Here is a 21,623-nt window from a genome sequence, read left to right on the forward strand (position 1 = left end):
CTGCGGGGGACGATGCCGGGAGGCCCTGCGATGTCCAGGAGCGGCGCGTACACGCACCACGCCCCCATCCACGCACCGGCGGCGCCGATGGTCGCGGTCGCGGCGTGGCGCAGGTGCCGACTGTTCTCCCGGCTCGTGTTCGCACCCCTGGCCGTCGCCAATGCCCTGTCCTACGGGGCGGTGGGCGCCGTGCTGGTCGTCCAGTCCTGGCTGGTCGGGGTGGGCTTCACCCTGGATGCGGGAGCCGCCGCCGGCCGCGTCCTCAGCTCCGGATCCCCACCGGCGGCCGCAAGCGGCGATGAGCCGTCTCGTTGACCCGATGACCCCACCACCGGTGCGCGACGGACACAGTGAATGAACCTCCTCACAATCCGGCTCCCCCGACAGGGAGTTGACCTGCCGGGGCGGGGCAGGCGAAGGCCCGGCATCTCGCCCGCTCCACGACCCGTACAGGAGGCAGCACCTATGCAGGAAGCCACCGCCCAGTTGCCGCTGCGGCTGATCACCAGCCCCACCCAGTGCCGGCACGTGCCCACCACCTGCCGCTACAGCGCCGCCGACCCGTATGCCGTCGCCATGGACTTCGACGACTCCGCCGGCCAGGCCCGCTGGCTGTTGTCCCGGGACCTGCTGCTGGCCGGCCTGGAGAGCCCGGTCGGCGACGGTGACGTTCACGTCGCGCCCGCCGGGAACGGAGAGACGGTGATCGCGCTGGACGGCCGGAGCGGCGTGGCACTGCTGCACACCCCGACCCAGCCCCTGGCGAACTTCCTCACCGCCACGCTGCGCCTGGTCCCGCTCGGCAGCGAGGGGCGGCACATCGACTGGGATGCCGGTATCGCACGGTTCCTGACGGCCTGAACCGCCGGCCCCTGCCCGGCGTTAGGCCGCGCGGGCGGTGACGCAATGACCGGCGCGGTGGCGCCGCACGGCCCGGGGGCGGCGTGGGTGAGGCTGGTGTCCCCCAGGCGGCGGCGAGGTAGCCGCGGCACAGACCCGCACCGAGGACGAGCGAGGGAGCGCGACGCGATGACCGAGTACGGCTACTTCCTGTCCTGCGAGGAGTTCACTCCCGCCGAGCTGCTGGAGCAGGCCCGGCTCGCCGAGCAGGCGGGCTTCACCCGCCTGGCGATCTCCGACCACTTCCACCCGTGGAACGACGCCCAGGGCAACAGCCCGTTCGTCTGGTCGATGATCGGCGCCCTCTCCCAGGCCGTCGACCTACCCGTCACGACACTCGTCACTTGCCCCACGGTGCGGCTGCATCCGGCGGTCACCGCGCAGGCCGCCGCCACCTCATCCGTCCTGCTGGAGGGGCGGTTCATTCTCGGGGTGGGGACCGGCGAGGCGCTGAACGAGCACATCCACGGCGACCGGTGGCCCTCCTTCGAGGACCGCGCCGCCATGCTCGAAGAGGCGATCGAGGTCATGCGGGAGCTGTTCACCGGCCGAATGGTCAGCCTCCACGGGCAGCACTACACCGTCGACAACGCCCGCCTCTACACTCCGCCGGCGGGGCCGCTCCCAATCTACGTGTCCGGGTTCGGGCCGAACGCGGCCGAGCTCGCCGGGCGGATCGGGGACGGCTTCGTCACCATGAGCCCCGACACGGACCTCGTCCGCGCATTCCATGGCGCGGGCGGCCGGGGCAAGCCCGTGATCGGCGGGGTCAAGGTGTGCTGGAGCCCGGACCGTGACCAGGCCGTCGACACCGTCCACCGGCTGTGGCCGACCGAGCTGCTGCCCGGCGAGCTCGCCCAGGTCCTGCCCACCCCGGCCCACTTCGAGCAGGCTAGCGAACTCGTCACGCGCGAGATGGTCGCCGACACCGTTACCTGCGGCGACGATGTGGACGAGCACGTGAAGACCGCCCGGGCTTATGCCGAGGCGGGCTTCGACGAGGTCTACGTCGGCCAGATCGGGCCCGACCAGGAAGCCTTCTTCGACGCCTACCGGCACCACGTCTTGCCCGCACTGCGCAGCTGAGCTCTGGAGCACGGCGGCCTGAGCCGGCAGGGATACCCGCACGGTGGCCGTGCCCACGTCACAGCCACCGTCCGTCAGCGGCGGCCGGCGGAGCGGTGTGCGACCGCTCGATCGCGGTCAGGGCCGGTCGGGGTGGGCGAGGGCGCTGGTGTCGAGGCTGGCGCGCAGCAAGCCGACGTCGGCGTGGACCTCGAGGGCGCCTGCTGCCCGCAGGGCGCGTTCGCCGAAGCCACCGGAGAGCACCGCGATGCAGGGCACGTGGGCCGCGGCTGCGGCCTGGACGTCCCAGAGGGTGTCGCCGACGAACAGGGCCCGGTCGCTGTCGACGCCGGCCTCGGCGAGGGCGGCGTGGACCAGGTCCGGTGCCGGTTTGCTGGCGTCGACGTCGTCGGCGCAGGTGGCGGCGGTGATGGCGTCGTCGGCGTCCAGGACTCGGCGCATGACGGCAAGGTCGCGTGCGGAGGCGGAGGAGGCGAGCACGACCGTCCAGCCGCGGCGGGCGAGGTCGCGCAGCAGGTCGGCTGCGCCGTCGAAGGCCCGCAGGGTGGGCCAGTAGCGGGCGAACAGCACCTGGTGCGCCTGGTTGATCGCCGCGTCCTGGCCCCAGTCGCGGTCCTCGGGCAGGAGGTGGTCAAGCAGTTGGTCGCCTCCCATGCCGATCGCGCCATGGATGCGTGCCATCGCCGGAGTGTGCCCGAACTGTGCCAAGGCCTCGGCCCAGGCCATGGTGTGCAGGTAGGCGGTATCCAGCAGCGTCCCGTCCACGTCGAACAGCGCTGCACCCGCCATGACCACACGCCCCTTCCTTCCGATGTCCTTGACGCTACGGCGATCCGGTCCCGGCCGCACGGTGGCGAGGGGCCACCGTCCCGCGGCGCGGCCCTGGATCGCGTGGAGAACGCCGGAGCAGCGACGAGAAGCGGGGGCGGCTGGAGGCCGACCACTCTGATGGACGGCCTGCCGAGGACCTTCTTCCAGTACCTCCTGGAGAGCCTGCGGACCCACGCCGTCTCGGTGGCCCGGCGCGTCGTCTACCTCGTCCACCGGAACTGGTGTCCGCAGACTTCGTCCGATAGCGCACCCGAACCGGGTGAGGGAACGGGCGGGAAGGTTTGCCTTCGCAGGAGCGGGGTTAGCCGAAAGGCATGACACGTCAAGCTCACCCCCCGCGCACCGTGGTGGTCACCGGAGCGAGCGGCGGAATCGGCCGGGCGAGCGCACTCGCCTTCGCCGCCCGCGGTGACCGGCTCGCGCTGATTGCCCGCGGCCGGGCCGGCCTCGAGGCGGCAGTGCGCGAGGCCTCGGCGGCGGGCGCGGCGAGGGCCGTCGCCGTCGAGGCGGACGTGGCCGACCCCGAAGCGATCGAGGCGGCCGCGCAGCGCATCGAGGACGAGCTCGGGCCGATCGATGTGTGGGTCAACGACGCGTTCGCCTCGGTGTTCGCGCCGTTCACCGAGATCACGCCGGAGGAGTTCCGCCGGGTCACCGAGGTCTCCTACCTGGGCTACGTGTACGCCACCCGGGCGGCACTGGCCCGGATGCTGCCCCGCAACAAGGGCGCGATCGTTCACGTCGGGTCGGCGATCGCCTACCGTGGCATCCCGTTACAGAGCGCCTACAGCGGCGCCAAGCACGCCATCCAGGGCTGGCACGAGGCTCTGCGCTGTGAACTGCTTGCCTCCGGCACTGCCGTGCGCACCACGATGGTGCAGATGCCAGCGGTCAACACCCCGCAGTTCGACTGGGTCCGCTCCCGCCTGCCGCGGCGGGCCCAGCCGGTGCCGCCGATCTACCAGCCGGAGGTCGCCGCGCGCGCGGTGGTGTTCGCCGCCGACCATCCCGGGCGGCGGGAGTACTGGGTGGGCGCCAGCACGGTGGCCACCCTGGTGGCGAACGCGATCGCCCCCGGTCTGCTGGACCGCTACCTGGCTCGCACGGGCTTCGACTCGCAGCAGAGCGGTGCACGCCGGCGGGCCGACGATCCGGACAACCTCTTCCAGCCGGTCGACTCCTGGCAGGACTTCGGCGCGCACGGGCGCTTCGACGACCAGGCCCGTAGCTGCAGCGTCCAGCAGCAGGCCGCCCAGGGCCTCGCCGCGGCGGCGGCGGGGTTGTGGCGGGCGGCCGGGCGGGTGAGGGTGGGTTTGGCGCCGGGGCCGTGCGGCTTCGCATCAAGGTGGCGGGGCAGACGCCTTCCGCGGACCGGAACGCCGACATCGACCAGGAGCGCGTGATGCCACGCGGATCGAGCCCGAAGCGGGAACGCCAGTACGAGCACATCAAGGACAGCGCGTTGGAGCGCGGTGAGACCAAAGAACGGGCCGAGGACATCGCCGCCCGGACCGTGAACAAAGAACGCGCCCGGCACGGCGAGTCGAAGACCGCCAGCCGCAGCTCGGTCAAGGACACCTCCTCCGCGCGGCGCGGAGGCCAGCGCTCCCACAGCGGCTCCCAGGGCCCGACGAAGGAGCAGCTGTACCACGAGGCCAAGCAGCGCAACATCCACGGCCGCTCGAAGATGAACAAGAAGCAGCTCGCCGACGCCCTCGGCCACTAGCCAGTGCGGCTGAAGGCGGGAGGGGCGGCTGTGCGCGGCGCGGTGCTGGAGATTGCGGCGTGGTTCGGCGTGCTGGTGGGGATGACGGTGGTCTTGATCAGTTCCGTCTCCCAGGTCGAGTTGCTGGTGGCCAGCGTCGCGGCGCTGGGCGGCGCGTTCGCGGCCCGGCGTCACCCGTGGTTCTCCTCGCCGTCGCGGCGATCGCTGTCCCTGGTGGGGCGGCGTATCGTCCTGCTCGCCCACTTCCTCGACCAAGCCGTCGAGATCACCGACCCCGACCAGCAGGAGGCGCGCTGACATGGGCATGGGCACCCTTGTCTATCTCGCCGCCGGATGGGTCCTGCTCATCGCCCTGTACGGCCTGGTCACCAGCCGCAACCTGATCCACGCCATCGGCTGCCTCGCCGTCGCCCAGTCCTCCACCTACCTGCTGCTCCTGGCCGTCGGCTACCGGAAGGGTGCCACCGCCCCGGTGTTCTCCGACCTCACCCCCGGCAGCCGCCCGGTCGTCGACCCCGTCGCCCAAGCCCTGGCCCTGACCGACGTCGTCGTCGGCGCCACCGTAGTCCCTGCCCTCCTCCTCGCCACCGCCCTCCTCCTGGGCTGCGTGCCCGCTGCTGCCACCGCCGCCACGCGAGGCGCGCACACCTTCACCGACCCAGCCCTCTACGGCCACGCCGTCACCTCCGCCCCGTCCGCCGCAACCGCCCATACCGCTGAGGCCGGCTGGACCGGGGCGGGCATCGCCCATGGCCTGCTCTCCGCCGCACTGGCGTGCGCCTTCGCCGTCGCAGCCGCCCGGCGGCCCACACCCGCCCGACCAGCGACGGCTGCCGTGCGGGTGCTGCGCCGCCTGCACTCCGGGCACCTCGGCGACTACCTCGCCTTCCTCGCACTAGGCATCGCCGTGCTCTGCACCGCCATCGCAACCCAGACCTGACCCGTCGACCGGACCGACGGCGTAGACCGGGAAAATGACGGTGAAGAGGTTACAGGCGCTCTTCCATCCGGATGGCCTCCTTCAGATGCTCGTGCGCTTCGCCCCGCTTGCCCTCCTGCTGCTCCAGCAGCGCGGCGGCGATCGCATCCGGCTTGCACTGAAGGCGTGCCCGGCCCGGCGCTCCGCGTTCTTCAACAACGCCAGCAGCAGCGTGACCGCACTCATCGCGTCCCCCACAGGCAACTGCCAGTCCGCGGACCACCCGGCAACGTGCACCGCAACGAACAGGGCCACCAACGCGAGACACAGGACGGCGAACAATGGCGAGCTGGTGACAGCTCGGCCGCCTCCTCGAACCGGCCGCGCCGCCCGTCGCCACGCCCTCCGCCTGGCCCACCGGATGTTGACCCGGATGCCGTCGGGGGCGAGCTGGAGCGCGAGGCCCTGGGTGAGCGCGACGATCCCAGACCTTCGTCATCGCGTAGTCGAGCAGATGCGGGCTCGGCTTGTAGGCCTGCACCGAGGCGCTGTTGATGATCACCGCACCCGGCTGCAGGTACGCCAGCGCGGCGCGGGTGAGCCAGAACGTCCCGTACAGATTGGTCCGCATCACCGGTCGAACCGCTCGGTGCTGATCGCGGCGAGGCCGTCCGGCTGGGACACCTGGTAGGCGGCGTTGTTCACCAGCACGTCAAGAGCGCCGAGTTCGGCGGCGCACCGGGCGACGAGGCCGGTACAGAAGGCCTCGTCCCGGAGGTCGCCCGCGAGCGGCAGAGCGCGCCAGCCTGCCTGTTCGATCAGGGCGGTCGTGGTGTCGGCGTCGTCCTGCTCCTCGGCCAGGTGGCAGAACGCCACGTCCGCTTCCTCCCGGGCGAAGGCCAGGGCGACTGCGCGCCCGATCCCGGAGTCCGCGCCGGTGACGAGCGCGACCCGGCCCGTCAGACGGCCGGTGCCCCGGTGGGAGTCCTCGCGTGGCCGGGCCCGGGCTCCATCCGCTCACCCGTGCCCGGGTGCGGCTGCGACTGCTCCGGCAGCGGCAGCCTCGGATGCAGCCTACTCGGGTCGCCGGGGCGTGCCGGCCGCTCGTCTGCCCCGTCAGGCCCTGCAACCGGGCTCTTGCCACCTGCCGCGCCTGGCGGCGGCCGGGATCGCCGCCGGTGTCACCCCGCCGGTGGCCCGGATGGTGGAGGTGGACCACTGTTCACCCGGCCGGAGCCCTTGTCCGGGGCCGGACGGAGCAGACGACCGCGGGCTATGCCGCGGCGGCGCCACCCGTGTCCAGCAGCTCGACGAGCTGGGACCGGTGCAAGGCGGCGACACCCTCGAGCAGGTCCGGGTGGCGCAGCAGGACGGCGGCTTCCCGGTCGTGGGAGCCGGGTTCGCTCAGGCGTCGGAGGCCCTTGACGTCGGGTATGCCAGCCTGGATCCGATGGGCGCGTGAGGCGAGGGCGGGGTCGGCCAGCAGGCAGGCTGCCCAGCTGACGACGGTCTCGTCGACCCAGGTCCGCCACGCTGTGTCGGCGTGGTCGGGCTGCGGCTCGCACCCTGTAAGCCAGTCCAGGCGGGCCGATCCGCTGGGGGCGAGCAGGTGGAGCAGCTGAACGTCCATGGCGGTGGGATAGCGCAGATGTGCCGCGGCGGTGGCGGCCTGCCGGGCCTGGGCCTCGGCGAGCGCGGCGTTGAGCGCGCCCGACGGCGGCGGGTAGGCGTTCAGGAGCCAGCGGGAGGAGGCGGCTATGACGGGTGTCAGGTCGTTGGGCACGGCGATCGTTCCCTCGCGGCGGGCCCGCCCGTGTCCGAGAGGTCGGGTGTGCGAGCTGCTGGTGCGGGGCCGCGCTGCCCCGCCGGGTGGCCGACCAGTGTAGGCAGACCCGTGGGACCCGGGGCATGACCAGCGTCACGTCTGCCCGAAACGGCACCCGGGGCTCGCGGCCGGCACGCCCGCGGCCCCGTGTGCCGGTCTCCGTGCGGACGGGGGTCAGGACTTCCCGCGGCCGCTGACGAAGTCGCGAGCCCGGTCCACCAGCCCCGCCCCCGGCGCCAGCAGCTTGCTGGCCACCGGGCTGCTCGGAGCGGCAGGGTGCGGGCGGGTGGGCGCCATCGCCTTGGCCCGGCGGATCTTGTCACCGAGGTCGTCCAGCTGCTCCGGGGTGCAGGCCCGGCTCAGCATGGGGAAGAGGTTGTCCTCCTCGTCCTGGACGTGCGCGGAGACCTCGTCCATTAGCTGCTGCAGCATGGGGCTCATCTGCGCGTCGGACGTGTCCATCTGCTCCAGCTTCTTGAGGATCTCCTCGACCCTGCTGTGATCCGCGATCTCCTTGTCCGCGAGCCGGTCCCCGCCCTGGACGTGCTCGCGCACCGCCGGGTACAGGTACTGCTCCTCGGCGACCGAGTGCCGCACCAGCTCGATGGTGACCTGGTCCACCAAGTCACGCAGCTCCTGCCCGCCGCCTGTCATCGCCTGGATCCGGCCGAACATCTCCTCCACCTCCCGGTGGTCGGCCTTCAGCTCCTCGATCACATTCCCGCCGTGGCCCATCGCGCATCCGCCTCTCGTCCATCCGGTCCGGGTCCCTCCCGGTCCAACCGGAAGTGATCCCCATCCGGAAGCAGCCTCGTGAGCCGCAGGCCCGGGACTCACCCGATCGGAGCCGGGCGCGCGAGCCGGAGCAACGAGCATCCCGACGGGCTGACCCGCGCCTCCCCCGCGGGGAGCGGCCGATCTGCCGGATGCGTCCGGGGCCGACAGGTGAGGGCGTCGGCGCGCACGTTTCGGGTAGACGCCCTGACGCGTCCCCACCAGTGCGAGGGGGAAGAAGACCATGCGTGCCGGTTCGAACAAGAAGCGTGAACGCCAGTACGAGCACGTCAAGGACAGCGCCCTGGACCGCGGCGAGAGCGAGCGGGCCAGGGAGATCGCCGCCCGACCGTCCTCACCTCCGCCCCCGACGCGACAGCGGCGAGGACGGCGGCGATCGCGTGATTGTGGAAACGCAACGCCTGACGTCAGTACCGGGTGCGCTGCACCGGAAATCGGTCGTGAGGTGGTGGGTTGAGCCTTGCCCCGGGTAGCAGCAGTCCGGGCGCGGGCTGGCCTGCGGGGCTGGGAAGGTCAAGCGCGTGGTGCTGTCCGGCCTCGGCCAGGCGGGAGGCGTGCTCCTGGGACGAGCACGCGACGTCGGCGACGTGGTGCCGTCGCGGATGGCGGTGACGCGCAGCCGGGGCCCGTACCGATCCGCGTGCAGTGGCCACCTTCACCAGGTCTCCGTCGCCGACGCTTGCCCGGTCCCCTGCCCCGCCGCCGTTACCTGCACCGATACCGCCTCCAGCGCAGATGCGCCCGTGCTTACGCCCAGGCCGAGCGCAGGGCCTCGCGATGGGCGGCGAGCCAGGTGGCGAAGTCCTGCAGGTCGGGGTTGAGCTCGCGGACGGCTTCGAGGTCCCGGGCCGCGGTGAAGCGGTCCTCGCAGTCGGCGTAGTACTGGAACATGTTCCCCACCTCGTGCGCGCCGGGGAAGTCGAGCGCCCGGAAGGCGACCGGGGTCATCGGAAGGTACTTCACCGGCTTACCGGTGGCCTGCGTGATGGCCGCCGCCATGTCGGCGACTCGCAGGTGCTCGCCGGCGATGCTGACGGTGGCGCCGATGAGGTCGGTGCCGCGCTTGAGGATGGCCAGCGCGGTCTTGCCGATGTCCTCGACCGCGATGCCCGAGAGCCTGCTGGTACCCATCGGGAAGGAGAGCTGGAGGACACCGTCCTCGGCGCGCTGCGGGGCGAAGGTGTCGAGCAGGTTCTCCCAGTAGAACGTGGTGCGCAGGAAGGTGGTGGGCGCGCCCGCGTCCGTGAAGTAGTGGTCGGCCTCCGCCTTGGCGTCGAAGTGCGGCACCTTGTAGGAGCCCTGGAGGGTCGGCATCCGGTCGTCGTCGAGGGGGATGCACTCACGGGTGTCGTCCAGCGTGGACCAGATGGCGTGCTGCACGCCGGCGTGTCCGGCAGCCTGGGCGAGGGCGGCTGCCTGGGCCTTCTCCCGTTCGGCGGACATGTGCTCCCAGAAGTTGGTCACCAGGTACGCGCCGTACGCGCCCTCGAAGGCTGGTCCGAGACTCGCCTCGTCGTCCATGTCGGCCCTGACCACCTCGGCGCCTCGGTCCGCCAGCTCGCGGGCGCGGTCCGAGTCGGGGTTGCGGGTGACGGCGCGGACCGCGAACTCGTCGCTCGTGTCCGCCAGGATCGCCCTCGCGAGGGACCCGCCCTGGGAACCGGTCGCACCGAAAACCGTGATGATCTTATTCTCCGTCATGCCGTCGCCGCCTCTCGTGAACACGCTTCGCCTGCGCCCCGACATCTCAAGCGCAACCCATCGCGCCGTCCTCGGCAAACCGGGCGAGTCGGGATTCCCGCGGTCGTGAGCGGGCGGGCACACCTTAGACGTGATGTCCCCGCAGGGCCGGTGCGGGCACTCGCCGTCATGACGACGCCGCACGCCTCGCCAGCCGGCCCGCACCGCGGCAGGTACCCACCAGGAGCGATGCCTGCGGTGGCCCTCCCACCATGGCGGACGTCACGCGCGGAGGGGATCGAAGCCGAGGATCCAGCCCAGCGCATGGGCCGTCCCCCGAGCCCGGGCGCGTTCCGGCGGCGCGAGGCTCGGGTTACGGGCGGCGTTGATCGCGGCGCGTTCCTCGACGGCGAGGTCGAGTTCGGCCAGGGGCAGGGTCACGGCGCGGCCGGTCACCGGTGCGGGGCGGGAGGGGTCAAGCGCCCACCGGCACGCACGAAGAGCGCCGCGGGCGGCGGCATCGGCGTGACCGGACAGCTCCTCGGCAGTGGCCTCGACGGCGCGGCGCGGCCGCACCGCGATGAACGTCTCCCGTCCCTCGCCGGACATGCACATCACCCTTTCAGGCCGAAGACTCCGCCGCGATGCAGGCGTACCCAAACCACTCTGCCGCCTGCCCGCCCGAGGAGCACGACAGCGCGTCCAGGGCTCGGCCGCCCGAGCGAACCGCATCCGCTGACCCACTATCGGCTGTCGGCGGGAGGCCCAGGCGGCGGGCCGACTCAGGCGCGGCGGCCGGACGTCTCACAACCGGTAGCCCTGGACATACACTGCTGCCAGCGATCCCGTTGGCGCGGCCTCGTGGGGAAGGGTCGCTGATCGCGCGGCCGCGCTCGGCCGGTTCGGCGCCTCGGCCCTCGGCCCGGGCCTGGGCGTGGTCGCCCGGGACTACGACGGCTCGGCCAACCAGCGCTGGTTCCTCCAGGACATCCAGGAGGGCACCGACCTGACCGAGGTCGTCGCGATGGACGCCGGCCGCTCGGCTCCGGTACTCGTGGCGCTTCTCCCCAGTCCCGACCCGACAACTCGCGGCGGGCCCACGGCATCACGGGTCGGAAGTCAGGACGTCAGTTCCGTGGCGGGAACCGGTCCCACATGCGGTGGGCGCCAAGCATGTCCACGAGCTGGGAAACAGCGTCGGCGTCCTCCGTGGCAGTGAACACGCCGGGTGCCCGTGGGTCGACTCCCGCTGCGGCCCACAGGGCGCGGGCGTCAGCAAGGCCGGCGATCGGCTTGGCGTGCCGCCAGGCCTCGTTGACGAGCAGGACGGCTCGGGAGTCGAGTGTGGGCTGCCCGCCCGCGACGGCTCCGGACTTGGCATCCCGGGCGCCTCGGTCGTCCGCGGCTGGCGCGGGCTCGCCAACCACCAGGAGCGCGTCGAACTCGACGGACCGGGCCGCGGCGTAGGTCCGCTGGACGCTGAGGTCGTCTGCCAGGGGAGCACCCGTGGGGGCGATGACGAGTGGCAGCAGTCCGGCGACCAGGGCCGCTTCCCGTAGTTCCCGCACGGCGGAGCGGTCGCTGGTGGCGCCGGTGAGGATACCCAGGACCCGACCGGTTACCGGCCAGTGCCGTCCGACCTGGGACAGTGCCGGACTGGGCGCGACATCGATGCTGGCTCCGGCGACGGCCCGGGGCGCGGGCAGCCCGAGGCCTGCGGCGACCTCCCCGCAGAGCACCTCGTCGACCTCCGCAAGGACGGTCAGGACCCGCTCTCTGATGGCCGGCTCGAAGACCTTGGACAGTTCGAAGGTGTAGGCGGCGATGATGTGTTCGCGCTCGACCGGGCTCATACTCAGCCAGAACAGCCGCGGCTGGCTGAAGTGGTCGGCGAACGAGGCCGGCGCTTCGCGGACCTTCGAGGCCGCCGCGATCGGGGTTGGGTACTCGATGAAGGCGCGGTCGGAGGCCCCGGCGAAGAACGGGCAGCCGCCGTCGAGGGAGTTCGGCTTGTACGGGGCGACGCCGCTGTGCACAGCGTCCTGGTGGAACCCGTCGCGCAGCATGTCGTTCACCGGGGCGTGGGTGCGGTTGATCGGGATCTGGGTGAAGTTGGGGCCGCCGAGACGGGTGATCTGCGTGTCAAGGTATGAGAACAGGCGGCCGGCGAGCAGCGGGTCGTCGGTGATGTCGATGCCGGGCACCAAGTGCCCGGGGTGGAAGGCGACCTGCTCGGTCTCCGCGAAGAAGTTCGTCGGGTTCGCGTTCAGCGTCATCAGCCCAATCGGCTGCACCGGTGCGAGCTCCTCCGGGACGAACTTCGTGGGGTCCAGCAGATCGATGCCCGCGAACGTCTGTTCCGGAGTGTCCGGAAAGGTTTGGATGCCGAGCTCCCACTGCGGGAAGTTCCCGGCCTCGATCGCATCCGCGAGGTCGCGGCGGTGGAAGTCTGGATCCATGCCGTTGATCAGCTGCGCCTCCTCCCAGACCAGCGAGTGCACGCCGGCCGTGGGCTTCCAGTGGAACTTGACCAGCGTGGAGGTGCCTTCGGCGTCGACCAGGCGGAAGGTGTGGACGCCGAAGCCCTCCATCATCCGGAAGGAACGCGGGATGCCGCGGTCCGACATGTTCCAGATGGTGTGATGGGTGGCCTCGGTATGCAGGGAGACGAAGTCCCAGAAGGTGTCGTGGGCGCTCTGCGCCTGCGGGATCTCGCGGTCGGGGTGCGGCTTGCCGGCGTGGATGACGTCGGGGAACTTGATGGCGTCCTGGATGAAGAACACCGGGATGTTGTTGCCGACCAGGTCGAAGACGCCCTCGGAGGTGTAGAACTTCGTCGCGAAGCCGCGGGTGTCACGCACCGTGTCCGCCGACCCGCGCGAGCCGAGCACGGTGGAGAACCGCACGAACACCGGTGTCTCGACGCCCTCCCCCAGGAAGGCGGCCCTGCTGATGCCGGCCGCCGTTCCGTAACCGCGGAAGACCCCGTGCGCGGCAGCACCCCGGGCATGGACCACCCGCTCGGGGATTCGCTCGTGATCGAAGTGCATGATCTTCTCGCGCAGGTGATGGTCCTGCAGCAGCACGGGCCCGCGCGGTCCCGCCTTCAGCGAGTGATCGGAATCCGGCAGCCGCGTGCCATTCGCCGTGGTGAGGTAGCCGCCGTTCTGCCCTGCCGTGTCGGCCGGAGCGCCGATGCCACGGCCGGTCGGGGACAGGGCGGCCGGGGCCTGCTGGTCCCGCTTCGGTGGCAGCGGCGCCCGCGGTTCGACGGGCTCCGCGACAGGCGGCGGCTGACCGCCCGGGGCTCCGGGCACCTCTACGGTCGGCCGGTTGTCGTCACGCACCGCGTCGGCAACGGCGTCGACGATCTTCTTGATGGGTCCGGGCTCGGACATGGTTCCTCCGTTGCGGGTGGCCGCCCGGCACGGGCAATCCGACGCGGATTGCCCGTGCCGGGCCTCTTGGTGTTGCACGAACGACTACCGCGGTGAAGCGGCCCGGCCGAGCGACGACCACAGCCACTCGGCCAACGCAACGCGACTCTTCACTCGCGCACGGGGCGGGGATTCAGGGGAGCTGGGTGCCGCCGGTGGCATTGACGATCTCGCCGGTGATGTAGGAAGCCTCGGCGGAAGCGAGGAAGACATAGGCGGGAGCCATCTCGGCGGGTTGCGCGGGACGGCCCATCGGGGACTGCTCGCCGAAGTGCGCGACCTTCTTCTCGTCCATGGTCGCCGGGATCAGGGGTGTCCACACCGGTCCGGGAGCCACGGCGTTGACGCGGACGCCTTCGGCGGCGCACTGCACGGCCAGCCCCTGGGTGAACGCGACGATGGCGGCCTTGGTCATTGCGTAGTCGAGCAGGTGCGGGCTGGGCTTGTACGCCTGCACCGACGCGGTGTTGATGACCGACGCGCCCTCCCCCAAATGCGGCAGGGCCGCCCGGGTGAGCCAGAACATGCCGTACAGATTGGTCTTCATCACACGGTCGAACTGGTCGCTGGTGATCGCGGCCAGGCCGTCGGGCTGAGACATCTGGTAGGCCGCGTTGTTCACGAGGACGTCCAGACCGCCAAGGTCTCGCACGCACCGCTGCACGAGGTCCGCGCAGAATCCCTCCTCGCGGACATCGCCAGCGACGGCCAGGGCGCGACGGCCGGCCTCCTCGACAAGGGCCACCGTCCCGTCGGCGTCCTGCTGCTCGGCAGGGAGGTGGCAGAACGCGACATCTGCCCCCTCCCGCGCGAATGCCAACGCGACAGCCCGCCCGATCCCGGAGTCGCCACCGGTGATCAGCGCGACCCGCCCCGCCAGTCGGCCCGACCCGCGATAGGTGCCCTCCCCGTGATCAGGCGCAGGATCCATGGCTTCACCCCTACCGGGGTGGGGCTGCGACTGCTTCGGCAGAGGCGGCTCCGGCCGCTTCCGGGCCGGGCCGGGCGCGGTGGAATGATCGCTCGTCACAGTACTTCGACCTTCCGAGATCCAGAGCGAGAGGCGCAACCGCGTCTACCCACCGGCGCACCTACTACTCGTTCCGTGCCGATCCTGGCGCCGCCGGACCTCCAACCGCGCGGCGAACTGCTACACCCGGGTGACCCGGCAGCGTCGGCGGGGTGAGCCGAGGAATACCGGGTGCGCGTGCGCCGCAGACGGCCTCACTCGCCCTCGCGTCACTGGAGGATCGCATGGACGCGATCGTGCTGCTCAAGGACGACCACAAGACCGTCGAGAAGCTGTTCAGGGCCTTCGAGAAGGCCGGCGACCTGGCATACGCGGCAAGCGGCAGACCGCCGACCGTCGCGGCCGCCGCTGCGGCGGTCGCGGGCGACTACCTCACCCACCGCACAGGAGACCTCCTGGGCGACCGCCTGCTCACTGGCTGCATCGGAGCCCGCATCCCCCGCACCGCCTGTCAGCAGGCCGAGACCCTCATGACCCGCCAGGCGGTGGGCTGTCTTTCTCGGCCGCTGCCCGCCATGGTCCGTGGCCTCGTCCCTCCACCTCGCCGGTGCCACACGCCCGCCCTACCGCCGTGTCGCCCCGTACAGCGCCGCCGGACCGTGGGCCGCCGCCGAAAGCCAGCACCGTCTACGCCGCCGCGACCTCCTTCCAGCGGCCTCTCACCCTCGGCGGCCTCGTCCTCTCCACCGTCGCCCTCCGCGGCAGCCTCAGGGCATCGGGATCGTCTCGAAGCACTGCCTCGACACAGTGAAGTCCGCCGGCGCCACGAGGACCTCCGCGACGGAGCCTTTGATCTGGAACCGGAACATACCGCGGATGTCGTCGTAAACCGGTTCACGGGCCGGTCGGTGCGGTGCACGATCACGGTCCGCGCCCTGCCCTGCACACCGCGGACCGCCACCGTGTACCGCGGACTGCCGTTCACCGCTCGCCTCCCTCGCCGGCGGCCACCGGACCGGCCAGGCCCGCGAAGACGAGGCCTCGTCGGTTCACATCGGTCCTCACCCGGACGGGCAGCGGCGGGACGAACCAGCGGACCACGCCGCGAACCGGCCGGGCGGTCGCTGAGAGCAGTTGGTCGAGGTCGTGGGAGGTGAGCGGGAGACTGATCGAGCGGCGGTCGCCGCTCAGGCGAAGCAGGAGGCTGAATCCGCCGTGGTGCTGGTGAATGCCGACTGCGAGCGCCGTTGCGGGCTCGGGTGTGGCCACTGTCGTGGGCGTAGGGGCAGGGAGGGTAGTCATGGCAGGTCTGCTTCGTCGTGGGAACGGATGTGCGTCCGGGTGGTGGTGGCCTTGTGGCGGGCGGTGCCGTTGACCGGGGCCGCGAAGAGGGCGGTGGTCCCGGTGAGGGCGAGGAGCCTCTCCACCCGGGGGCTGGCGCTGGTGATGGCGAGCGAGTGTCCGTCGCGCAAGACGTTCAGACGCAAAGTCAGGAGCACGTTGAGGCCGTAGCTGTCGAGGAAGGTGACGCCGGACAGGTCAATGTCCAGGCCGGTACCGCCATCGCGTCGTGCTCGCTCCAGAACGTCCCGCATATGCCCGGCGACGTCCATGTCGATCTCACCGAGAACCCGGGCCAGGGGCCGCTGCGGGCCCGGTGTGACAACGACGGTCAGTCCACCGGCCGCGTATGTCGGCGCGGGTGGCGAATTCAGGTCGAGATCGGTGCCGGCGATGGCCGGGAGGGCGCTGCAGGGATACTCGGTCATGGCCAGGTCCTTGCCAGGGAGACGGCGGAGACGGAAGTACTTTCATCGTCTCCCTCGCACATATTCACGTCAAGGGATACCCGAATCGCGATGCAGGTGTGGTCAAGCGCGAATCCACCGTCCTATGGTGGAGGTATGGCGCTCGAGGACTCCGCCCGCACGAAATGGACGTTCGTAACCAGCCACGCCCGCGTACTCGCCACGATCGCCCGTGACCCTGGCGCCCGACTGCGGGACATCGCCGTGAGAGTCCAGCTCACAGAGCGCACCGTCCAGGCAATCGTCACCGACCTCGAACAGGCCGGCTACCTGGTCCGCATCCGCACCGGACGCCGAAACCACTACCGCATCGCTACCGACACCTGGCTCAGACACCCCGCCGAATCCGGCCTGAGCATCAACGCCCTGCTCGACCTGCTCGTCCCTGCCCCCAACCACAGGGACCACCCCGGCGACAGCCCCGGCCACCGTGACAACGGCCTGGCCCCACTGACCGCCCCAGAAGACCACCCGGCGTCCGCCGGGGGTCGGGACCGCGCCAACCGCCCCCCGCTACCGCGGCCGTAGAATCGCGCGCGACCCGCTGTGCCCGCCGGCAGCCCGGTCTCCATGTGCCCAGGCGCGGCCAACCGCGACCCGCACGGTTCCCCGACCCGGCCGACTCGATCTCGGCCGCGCCGACGCCGCCGGCCACCTCGCCTTCGGCGACGGGATCCACCGCTGCCTCGGCGCACCACTGGCCCACGCGGAAGTCGAGATCGTGCTCGGCGTCCTCTTGGAGCGCTTCCCCGGTCTTCAGTTGGCGGTCCCTGCCGACCAGCTCGTCTGGCGGCACCCGGCTGGTCTGCGGCCTCGTCGCCCTGCCGGCGAGCCTGTAGGCGCTCGCGGAACGGGGACACAGATCCTCCCCGTCCTCGCTCGCGCAGAGAGCGCCGCTCGCGGGCCATGCTCGTCGCCAGGCGGCTGCCGTATTGCCGGGCGCGACGCTGCCGACGGCCACGCAAGCGCTCTCGGCACGCGTTTCTTCGCACCGGGACTGACAGCTCGGTCGGTCGACGGAGCGGTCGAAGGTGAAGCGTCTGACCGCGCAGGGCTGGCGGACGAAGAAGCGCCGGGGCCGGCGGTGTCAACCGGGCGGTGACCGGCGCCGTAGGGCGGAACCGGTCCACGCGGCGTTGACGTTCTCCGGGGTCACGGCCGGGTGGCGGGAGGCGATGAAGAAGGCGATCGAGGCCAGGATCAGCATGATGAAGATCGCCACCACGCCGGCGGTCCCGCCGATCCCGTTCGCAGCCCAGTAGGCGAGGGCACCAACCACCCCCGCGGCCGGCAGGGTGAGCAACCAAGCCGCCGCCATCCGGTGGGCGACCTGCCAACGCACCACCCCGCCCTTCTTGCCCACCCCCGAGCCCAGGATCGATCCGGTGGCCACGTGCGTGGTGGACAGGGAGTAGCCGAAGTTCGTCGAGGAGAGGATCACCGCCGCCGAGGCCGACTCGCTGGCCATCCCCTGCGGCGACTCGATGTCCACCAACCCCTTGCCCAGCGCCCGGATCACCCGCCAGCCGCCGACGTATGTGCCAAGCGCAATCACCGTCGCGCAGGAGGTAATCACCCAGGTCGGCGCCGTCGATCCGGCACTCAGCGTACCTGCGGCGATCAGCGCCAGGGTGATCACACCCATGGTCTTCTGCGCGTCGTTGGTTCCGTGGGCCAGCGAGACCATGCAGGCCGAACCGACCTGGCCGATCCGGAAGCCGTGCCCCCGCGGACGCTCGGCCACCCCGCGGGTGAGACGGTACACGAGGTAGGTGCCGAGAACGGCCACGGATCCCGCGATGAACGGCGACAGTGCGGCAGGAACGATCACCTTGGACACCAGCCCCTGCCACTTGACGGCGGCCGTGCCCGCCGCCGCCATCGTCGCCCCGATCACGCCACCGATCAGCGCATGCGAGGAGCTGGAGGGGATTCCGAGGAACCAGGTGGTCAGGTTCCACAGGATGCTTCCGGTCAGACCGGCGAAGACCACAGTCAGGGAGACGTCGTTGCTGTTGACCAGGCCACCGGCGATGGTCGCCGCAACGGCGGTCGACAGAAACGCGCCGACCATATTCAGTACTGCCGACACGGCAACCGCAATGCGCGGGGGCAGGGCTCCGGTGACGATCGAGGTCGCCATGGCGTTGCCAGTGTCATGGAAGCCGTTGGTGAAGTCGAAGGCCAGCGCAGTGACCACCACCAGCGCCAGGATCACGTCGTTGCCGGTCACGCGCACGAACATAACCCGCCCCTCAGGCCCGCCCGGGACTGCGACACCCAGCGCCCCGGTACTCCTGACGCATCACCCGATACGCCCAACCACGAGATCGCGCGCGCCGAGATCGCGGCACTGATGCTCGAGACGGCAGCTCGCCTCGCCCCCGGCACGGCGACGCCTTCACGGCACCACTGCGGCGGCACCGCAGCCGTGTCTGCCGACCGCAGGGCCCGTAGGAGCCCGAGAGGTCGGCTGTGGTCGAGAGGACGTTTTCCGACCGTGGGCCCACACCGGGAATTCGCACGTCGGCCGAGCAAAAGCGTCACGACCCCCATCGAGTCGCCCACCAAGGCCAGCTCAGTCGGGCCATGTGCCTGTCAGGCGACGGGTACCGACCGCCCCGCCTCGGTCGACCGCGGCCTTGACGAGGGCGTAGACCGCCCCCTGCACGGCAGCGGCAGTCAGCACCTCTTTCCAGGTGCGGTCCCGGTCGGTGGCCTGGGGCGCGTCCTCCTCGTGTCCGAGGAAGGCCCACAGACGCTTGAAGACGGCGCCCGCAATGACCCCACCGAGGGCGCCGAACAGCAAGCCGAGTGGCTTGTAAAGGATCTTGATCATCGCGATCTCCCAGTGCTCCACTGACTGACCGCGAGCCCGTTCTCGGCGGGTTCGTGGCGCTTGAGGCTGCGGCCTCGGCTTGGCTCCTCTCCGGCCTGGGTCAAGGACCTGCCGAGTGCGCCCGCCAGCCGAGTCTCCGGCATACCCATCGAGGGGGTCGGCTTCTGACTGACCGGCCGCTTTGGCGCCTTGGACGTCGTGCCGCGGCCGGTCTCCGGCGGCGGGCGGCGAGGCCGAGCAGTCGCGCGGTGGTGGAGGGGGCCAGTGCCTGCATCCGGACGCCCAGTTTCGCCCCGGCGGTGAGGACCAGCCCGGGCGCCGTGGCGGCCCAGTTCTCGGGCGACGAGCAGGCTGAGGCCTCGGGAGGAACCGGTGACCAGGGCGGTGCTGCCAGCGAAGCGGTGAGGTGGTGCGGTCATGGCGGCCTCCCAGCGGTTCGGGGCTGTCGGTGGTGACTCTGGGCGCGTGCGTGGTGGTACTCAGGGCTTGAAGAGCACCTTCACGGCGCCGTCGTGTTTCTTCTGGAACATCTCGTACGCTGCCGGCGCTTCGGTGAGCGGGAGGTGGTGGGTGGCGAAGGTGTCGACGCCGAGCGGATCGTCGTCGGTGAGCAGGGGGAGGATGTCGTCGGACCAGCGGTGGACGTTGGCCTGGCCCATGCGCAGTTGGATCTGCTTGTCGAACATCGTGAGCAGGGGCAGGGGGTCGGTCTGGCCGCCGTAGACACCGGAGAGGGAGATGGTGCCGCCGCGCCGCACGATGTCGATGGCGAGGTGGAGGGCGCTCAGGCGGTCAATGCCGACGTGCTCCATGATCTTGGCGGCGAGTGCGCCCGGGAGCAGGTTGGTCGCCTGGGCGGCGAGTTTCGCTCCGGGCGAGCCATGGGCCTCCATCCCGACTGCGTCGATGACTCCATCGGGCCCGCGTCCGCCGGTGAGATCGCGAATGGCGTTGGGGAGGTCCTTGCCGTGTTCGTGGAGGTCGAGTACGTGCACGCCGCGCCTGCGGGCGCGCGTGAGACGTTCGCCGACGAGGTCGACGCCGATCACCTGACCGACGCCGTGGTGCAGGGCGATCCGGCAGCTCATGTCACCGATCGGCCCAAGGCCCAGGACGACGAGGCTTCCGCCTGTGGGCACGGCGGCGTACTCGACGGCCTGCCAGGCGGTGGGAAGCACGTCGGAGAGGAAGACGAACCGGTCGTCCGCGGGACCGTCCGGCACCTTGATGGGCAGGTTGTTACCGAAGGGAACACGCAGCAACTCGGCCTGCCCGCCTGGGACCTGCCCGTAGAGCTTGGTGTAGCCGAATAGCGCGGCACCGCTGCCGTACTCCCTGACCTGGGTGGTCTCGCACTGCGAGTACAGGCCCTGCCCGCACGTGTGGCAGGTGCCGCAGGAGACATTGAACGGGATGACAACCCGGTCGCCCACGCGAACGGCGGTCACATCAGGTCCGGCCTCCTGGACGATGCCCATGGGTTCGTGACCGAGGATGTCCCCAACGTCGAGGAACGGACCGAGAACCTCATAGAGGTGGAGGTCTGATCCGCACAGTCCACTGGTGGTCACTTCGATGATCACATCGGTCGGATCCTCGATTACCGGATCGGGGACGGAATCGACTCGGACGTCGCGCCTACCGTGCCACGCCAAGGCCCTCATCATCACTCCTCGTAAGGTGGCCTTCGGCCCCCGCCCCTATCGTTTCTCCACATCCATTTCCACAAAACAGACAAATCCTCCCGGGATGTCTTCACAGAGATGGCAGGAGACAGGGGCGGCCACCACGTCGGTCGGCACCGTCGGCGACCAAGAGTGCGTCGATCGAGCGGACAGCGGCGAAGGTCCGCTGGGCGGCGAGGTCGCTGGCCAGCGGCGCCCCGGTGGGGGCGATGATCAGCGGCAACAACTCTGCAGCGAAGGCGGCTTCACGCATCCCACTCCACCGCGGCCAACCGCCCAGCCAGCCCCTCCGCCCCTGTGGCTGACCGCGTCGGCCCAGGCAAATCCCCTGGGCAGGCCTGTTGTTCCCGAGCTTTGAAGCCGCAGGCCCGCTGGCGGAGCCGATGCGCAGGTGGCGGCGAGCGGCTCGCCGCAGCGAGCGCCAGAGTGAAATGGCCGGACCGTTCCGCTACCTCACCGCTCCCCGCTCAGCGACCTGATCGAGCTGGAGATGCTGCGTACCGGTATCGAGGGCAAAGCCGCGCTGTGGCGGGCGCTGCGCGCCATAGCCGACACCGATGAGCGCCTCGACCGAGTGGAGCTTTCCCGCCTCGCCGACCGGGCCGCCGAGCAGGCTCGCACGTTGAACGGCTGGCATCAGGCGGTCAGCGCTGCTGTGCTTGCGCACCAGCCTGGGCCGCGGCCGGGCGCCGGTTCGGGCATCGTCCTGTGAGCGGCTCCGTGCCCGTGGGCGAGGCCGACCAGAGCCGGGTGGTGCGTGAGCTCCATGCGGCGCTTCAGGCGACCGGGAGCGCGGTGGCGGTGGCGGAGTCCCTCACCGGTGGCCTGCTAGCACTCGTCCTGTCCGATGCTCCGGGCGCGAGCGAGGTGTTCGTCGGCTCGGTCACGGCCTACACCGACGACGCCAAGCACAGCCTCCTCGGCATCCAACGGGCGCTGCTGGAGCGGCACGGCGCCGTGAACGGCGAGGTCGCCCAGCAGATGGCCCAAGGGGTGAGACGGCTGATGGGCAGCGCATACGCCCTTTCCACCACCGGGGTGGCCGGTCCGCAGTCGCAGGACGACCGGCCGGCCGGCACCGTCTTCATCGCTCTCGCCGACGCTCACGGCGCGCGGGTCATC

At 71.0% G+C, this 21,623-nt stretch carries 21 protein-coding genes and 4 pseudogenes; 11 read left to right on the plus strand and 14 right to left on the minus strand.

Going from position 1 to position 21,623, the window contains the following annotated elements; genetic code table 11:
• The first annotated feature begins 30 nt into the window (after positions 1-30).
• The 3 genes from ACZ3YO_RS18995 (at position 31) to ACZ3YO_RS19005 (ending at position 1,986) form a co-directional block, all read left to right on the plus strand.
• Entirely contained in the window at positions 31-315 is a 285-nt protein-coding gene (locus tag ACZ3YO_RS18995) for a hypothetical protein (protein ID WP_465570466.1), read from the plus strand.
• A gap of 150 nt (positions 316-465) precedes the next feature.
• Positions 466-861, plus strand: a complete 396-nt coding sequence (locus tag ACZ3YO_RS19000; RefSeq protein WP_465570468.1) for an SsgA family sporulation/cell division regulator — start codon at positions 466-468, stop codon at positions 859-861.
• 168 nt (positions 862-1,029) lie between these two features.
• Positions 1,030-1,986, plus strand: a complete 957-nt coding sequence (locus ACZ3YO_RS19005; RefSeq protein ID WP_465570471.1) for an LLM class F420-dependent oxidoreductase — start codon at positions 1,030-1,032, stop codon at positions 1,984-1,986.
• Between the two features lie 117 nt (positions 1,987-2,103).
• Here the strand turns inward: ACZ3YO_RS19005 and ACZ3YO_RS19010 are convergent, their stop codons facing one another.
• Entirely contained in the window at positions 2,104-2,775 is a 672-nt protein-coding gene (locus ACZ3YO_RS19010; RefSeq protein ID WP_465570474.1) for an HAD family hydrolase, read from the minus strand.
• A 356-nt stretch (positions 2,776-3,131) separates the two neighbouring features.
• Between ACZ3YO_RS19010 and ACZ3YO_RS19015 the strand changes: the two genes are divergently transcribed.
• The 4 genes and pseudogenes from ACZ3YO_RS19015 to ACZ3YO_RS19030 all read left to right on the plus strand — a co-directional run.
• Positions 3,132-4,220, plus strand: a complete 1,089-nt coding sequence (locus tag ACZ3YO_RS19015; protein WP_465570477.1) for an SDR family oxidoreductase — start codon at positions 3,132-3,134, stop codon at positions 4,218-4,220.
• Positions 4,220-4,543 (plus strand): plasmid stabilization protein, encoded by a 324-nt coding sequence (locus ACZ3YO_RS19020; protein WP_465570479.1) that lies wholly within the window; start codon positions 4,220-4,222, stop codon positions 4,541-4,543. Before ACZ3YO_RS19015 ends, ACZ3YO_RS19020 begins: the two co-directional genes overlap by 1 nt.
• 30 nt (positions 4,544-4,573) lie before the next feature.
• On the plus strand, positions 4,574-4,840 hold the full coding sequence (locus tag ACZ3YO_RS19025; RefSeq protein WP_465570482.1) for a hypothetical protein: 267 nt from the start codon (positions 4,574-4,576) through the stop codon (positions 4,838-4,840).
• A 7-nt stretch (positions 4,841-4,847) separates the two neighbouring features.
• Positions 4,848-5,129: pseudogene (locus ACZ3YO_RS19030) on the plus strand (NADH-quinone oxidoreductase subunit K); the annotation flags it as partial.
• A gap of 756 nt (positions 5,130-5,885) precedes the next feature.
• Here ACZ3YO_RS19030 and ACZ3YO_RS19035 read toward each other — a convergent pair.
• The 9 genes and pseudogenes from ACZ3YO_RS19035 to ACZ3YO_RS19075 form a co-directional block, all read right to left on the minus strand.
• Positions 5,886-6,475 (minus strand): annotated as a pseudogene (locus ACZ3YO_RS19035) (SDR family NAD(P)-dependent oxidoreductase); the annotation flags it as partial.
• A 260-nt stretch (positions 6,476-6,735) separates the two neighbouring features.
• Positions 6,736-7,245 (minus strand): hypothetical protein, encoded by a 510-nt coding sequence (locus tag ACZ3YO_RS19040; protein WP_465570484.1) that lies wholly within the window; start codon positions 7,243-7,245, stop codon positions 6,736-6,738.
• A gap of 216 nt (positions 7,246-7,461) precedes the next feature.
• Entirely contained in the window at positions 7,462-8,022 is a 561-nt protein-coding gene (locus tag ACZ3YO_RS19045; RefSeq protein WP_465570486.1) for a hemerythrin domain-containing protein, read from the minus strand.
• 807 nt (positions 8,023-8,829) lie between these two features.
• The gene (locus tag ACZ3YO_RS19050; protein WP_465570488.1) at positions 8,830-9,783 is read right to left on the minus strand and encodes an NmrA/HSCARG family protein; all 954 of its coding nucleotides are present in this window, start codon (positions 9,781-9,783) and stop codon (positions 8,830-8,832) included.
• A 261-nt stretch (positions 9,784-10,044) separates the two neighbouring features.
• Positions 10,045-10,371, minus strand: a complete 327-nt coding sequence (locus ACZ3YO_RS19055; RefSeq protein WP_465570491.1) for a hypothetical protein — start codon at positions 10,369-10,371, stop codon at positions 10,045-10,047.
• 518 nt (positions 10,372-10,889) lie between these two features.
• Complete coding sequence (locus ACZ3YO_RS19060) at positions 10,890-13,160, minus strand: catalase (protein WP_465570493.1); 2,271 nt, start codon at positions 13,158-13,160, stop codon at positions 10,890-10,892.
• A 172-nt stretch (positions 13,161-13,332) separates the two neighbouring features.
• Entirely contained in the window at positions 13,333-14,130 is a 798-nt protein-coding gene (locus ACZ3YO_RS19065) for an SDR family oxidoreductase (RefSeq protein WP_465570496.1), read from the minus strand.
• 1,020 nt (positions 14,131-15,150) lie between these two features.
• Complete coding sequence (locus ACZ3YO_RS19070) at positions 15,151-15,471, minus strand: hypothetical protein (protein ID WP_465570498.1); 321 nt, start codon at positions 15,469-15,471, stop codon at positions 15,151-15,153.
• A complete protein-coding gene (locus ACZ3YO_RS19075) occupies positions 15,468-15,938 on the minus strand; it encodes an STAS domain-containing protein (protein ID WP_465570500.1) in 471 nt (156 codons plus the stop codon). Before ACZ3YO_RS19075 ends, ACZ3YO_RS19070 begins: the two co-directional genes overlap by 4 nt.
• Before the next feature lie 135 nt (positions 15,939-16,073).
• Here ACZ3YO_RS19075 and ACZ3YO_RS19080 point away from each other — a divergent pair, with 135 nt between their 5' ends.
• Complete coding sequence (locus ACZ3YO_RS19080) at positions 16,074-16,505, plus strand: helix-turn-helix transcriptional regulator (RefSeq protein WP_465570503.1); 432 nt, start codon at positions 16,074-16,076, stop codon at positions 16,503-16,505.
• An 18-nt stretch (positions 16,506-16,523) separates the two neighbouring features.
• A pseudogene (locus tag ACZ3YO_RS19085) lies at positions 16,524-16,816 on the plus strand (cytochrome P450); the annotation flags it as partial.
• Positions 16,817-17,064: 248 nt separating this feature from the next.
• Here the strand turns inward: ACZ3YO_RS19085 and ACZ3YO_RS19090 are convergent.
• The 4 genes from ACZ3YO_RS19090 to ACZ3YO_RS19105 form a co-directional block, all read right to left on the minus strand.
• Complete coding sequence (locus tag ACZ3YO_RS19090) at positions 17,065-18,210, minus strand: inorganic phosphate transporter (RefSeq protein WP_465570506.1); 1,146 nt, start codon at positions 18,208-18,210, stop codon at positions 17,065-17,067.
• A gap of 345 nt (positions 18,211-18,555) precedes the next feature.
• Positions 18,556-18,816, minus strand: coding sequence for a DUF4235 domain-containing protein (locus ACZ3YO_RS19095; protein ID WP_465570508.1), 261 nt, complete (start codon positions 18,814-18,816; stop codon positions 18,556-18,558).
• A 479-nt stretch (positions 18,817-19,295) separates the two neighbouring features.
• A complete protein-coding gene (locus ACZ3YO_RS19100) occupies positions 19,296-20,480 on the minus strand; it encodes an alcohol dehydrogenase catalytic domain-containing protein (protein ID WP_465570551.1) in 1,185 nt (394 codons plus the stop codon).
• Positions 20,481-20,571: 91 nt separating this feature from the next.
• Entirely contained in the window at positions 20,572-20,754 is a 183-nt protein-coding gene (locus tag ACZ3YO_RS19105) for a hypothetical protein (RefSeq protein ID WP_465570511.1), read from the minus strand.
• A 237-nt stretch (positions 20,755-20,991) separates the two neighbouring features.
• On the opposite strand from ACZ3YO_RS19105, the gene ACZ3YO_RS19110 reads away from it, so the two are divergent.
• On the plus strand, positions 20,992-21,213 hold the full coding sequence (locus tag ACZ3YO_RS19110) for a hypothetical protein (protein ID WP_465570514.1): 222 nt from the start codon (positions 20,992-20,994) through the stop codon (positions 21,211-21,213).
• An 89-nt stretch (positions 21,214-21,302) separates the two neighbouring features.
• A pseudogene (locus ACZ3YO_RS19115) lies at positions 21,303-21,575 on the plus strand (CinA family protein); the annotation flags it as partial.
• Positions 21,576-21,623: the final 48 nt, after the last annotated feature.

This window comes from Kitasatospora sp. NPDC022785, assembly GCF_055561295.1.

What these genes read in the sequence shown, in the direction of transcription:
- ACZ3YO_RS18995 (WP_465570466.1), top strand. Translation starts at nt 31, where the DNA reads ATGTCCAGGAGCGGCGCGTACACGCACCACGCCCCCATCCACGCACCG.
- ACZ3YO_RS19000 (WP_465570468.1), top strand. Translation starts at nt 466, where the DNA reads ATGCAGGAAGCCACCGCCCAGTTGCCGCTGCGGCTGATCACCAGCCCC.
- ACZ3YO_RS19005 (WP_465570471.1), top strand. Translation starts at nt 1,030, where the DNA reads ATGACCGAGTACGGCTACTTCCTGTCCTGCGAGGAGTTCACTCCCGCC.
- ACZ3YO_RS19010 (WP_465570474.1), bottom strand. Translation starts at nt 2,775, where the DNA reads ATGGCGGGTGCAGCGCTGTTCGACGTGGACGGGACGCTGCTGGATACC.
- ACZ3YO_RS19015 (WP_465570477.1), top strand. Translation starts at nt 3,132, where the DNA reads ATGACACGTCAAGCTCACCCCCCGCGCACCGTGGTGGTCACCGGAGCG.
- ACZ3YO_RS19020 (WP_465570479.1), top strand. Translation starts at nt 4,220, where the DNA reads ATGCCACGCGGATCGAGCCCGAAGCGGGAACGCCAGTACGAGCACATC.
- ACZ3YO_RS19045 (WP_465570486.1), bottom strand. Translation starts at nt 8,022, where the DNA reads ATGGGCCACGGCGGGAATGTGATCGAGGAGCTGAAGGCCGACCACCGG.
- ACZ3YO_RS19050 (WP_465570488.1), bottom strand. Translation starts at nt 9,783, where the DNA reads ATGACGGAGAATAAGATCATCACGGTTTTCGGTGCGACCGGTTCCCAG.
- ACZ3YO_RS19055 (WP_465570491.1), bottom strand. Translation starts at nt 10,371, where the DNA reads ATGTCCGGCGAGGGACGGGAGACGTTCATCGCGGTGCGGCCGCGCCGC.
- ACZ3YO_RS19060 (WP_465570493.1), bottom strand. Translation starts at nt 13,160, where the DNA reads ATGTCCGAGCCCGGACCCATCAAGAAGATCGTCGACGCCGTTGCCGAC.
- ACZ3YO_RS19065 (WP_465570496.1), bottom strand. Translation starts at nt 14,130, where the DNA reads ATGGATCCTGCGCCTGATCACGGGGAGGGCACCTATCGCGGGTCGGGC.
- ACZ3YO_RS19070 (WP_465570498.1), bottom strand. Translation starts at nt 15,471, where the DNA reads ATGACTACCCTCCCTGCCCCTACGCCCACGACAGTGGCCACACCCGAG.
- ACZ3YO_RS19075 (WP_465570500.1), bottom strand. Translation starts at nt 15,938, where the DNA reads ATGACCGAGTATCCCTGCAGCGCCCTCCCGGCCATCGCCGGCACCGAT.
- ACZ3YO_RS19080 (WP_465570503.1), top strand. Translation starts at nt 16,074, where the DNA reads ATGGCGCTCGAGGACTCCGCCCGCACGAAATGGACGTTCGTAACCAGC.
- ACZ3YO_RS19095 (WP_465570508.1), bottom strand. Translation starts at nt 18,816, where the DNA reads ATGATCAAGATCCTTTACAAGCCACTCGGCTTGCTGTTCGGCGCCCTC.
- ACZ3YO_RS19100 (WP_465570551.1), bottom strand. Translation starts at nt 20,480, where the DNA reads ATGAGGGCCTTGGCGTGGCACGGTAGGCGCGACGTCCGAGTCGATTCC.
- ACZ3YO_RS19105 (WP_465570511.1), bottom strand. Translation starts at nt 20,754, where the DNA reads ATGCGTGAAGCCGCCTTCGCTGCAGAGTTGTTGCCGCTGATCATCGCC.
- ACZ3YO_RS19110 (WP_465570514.1), top strand. Translation starts at nt 20,992, where the DNA reads ATGCTGCGTACCGGTATCGAGGGCAAAGCCGCGCTGTGGCGGGCGCTG.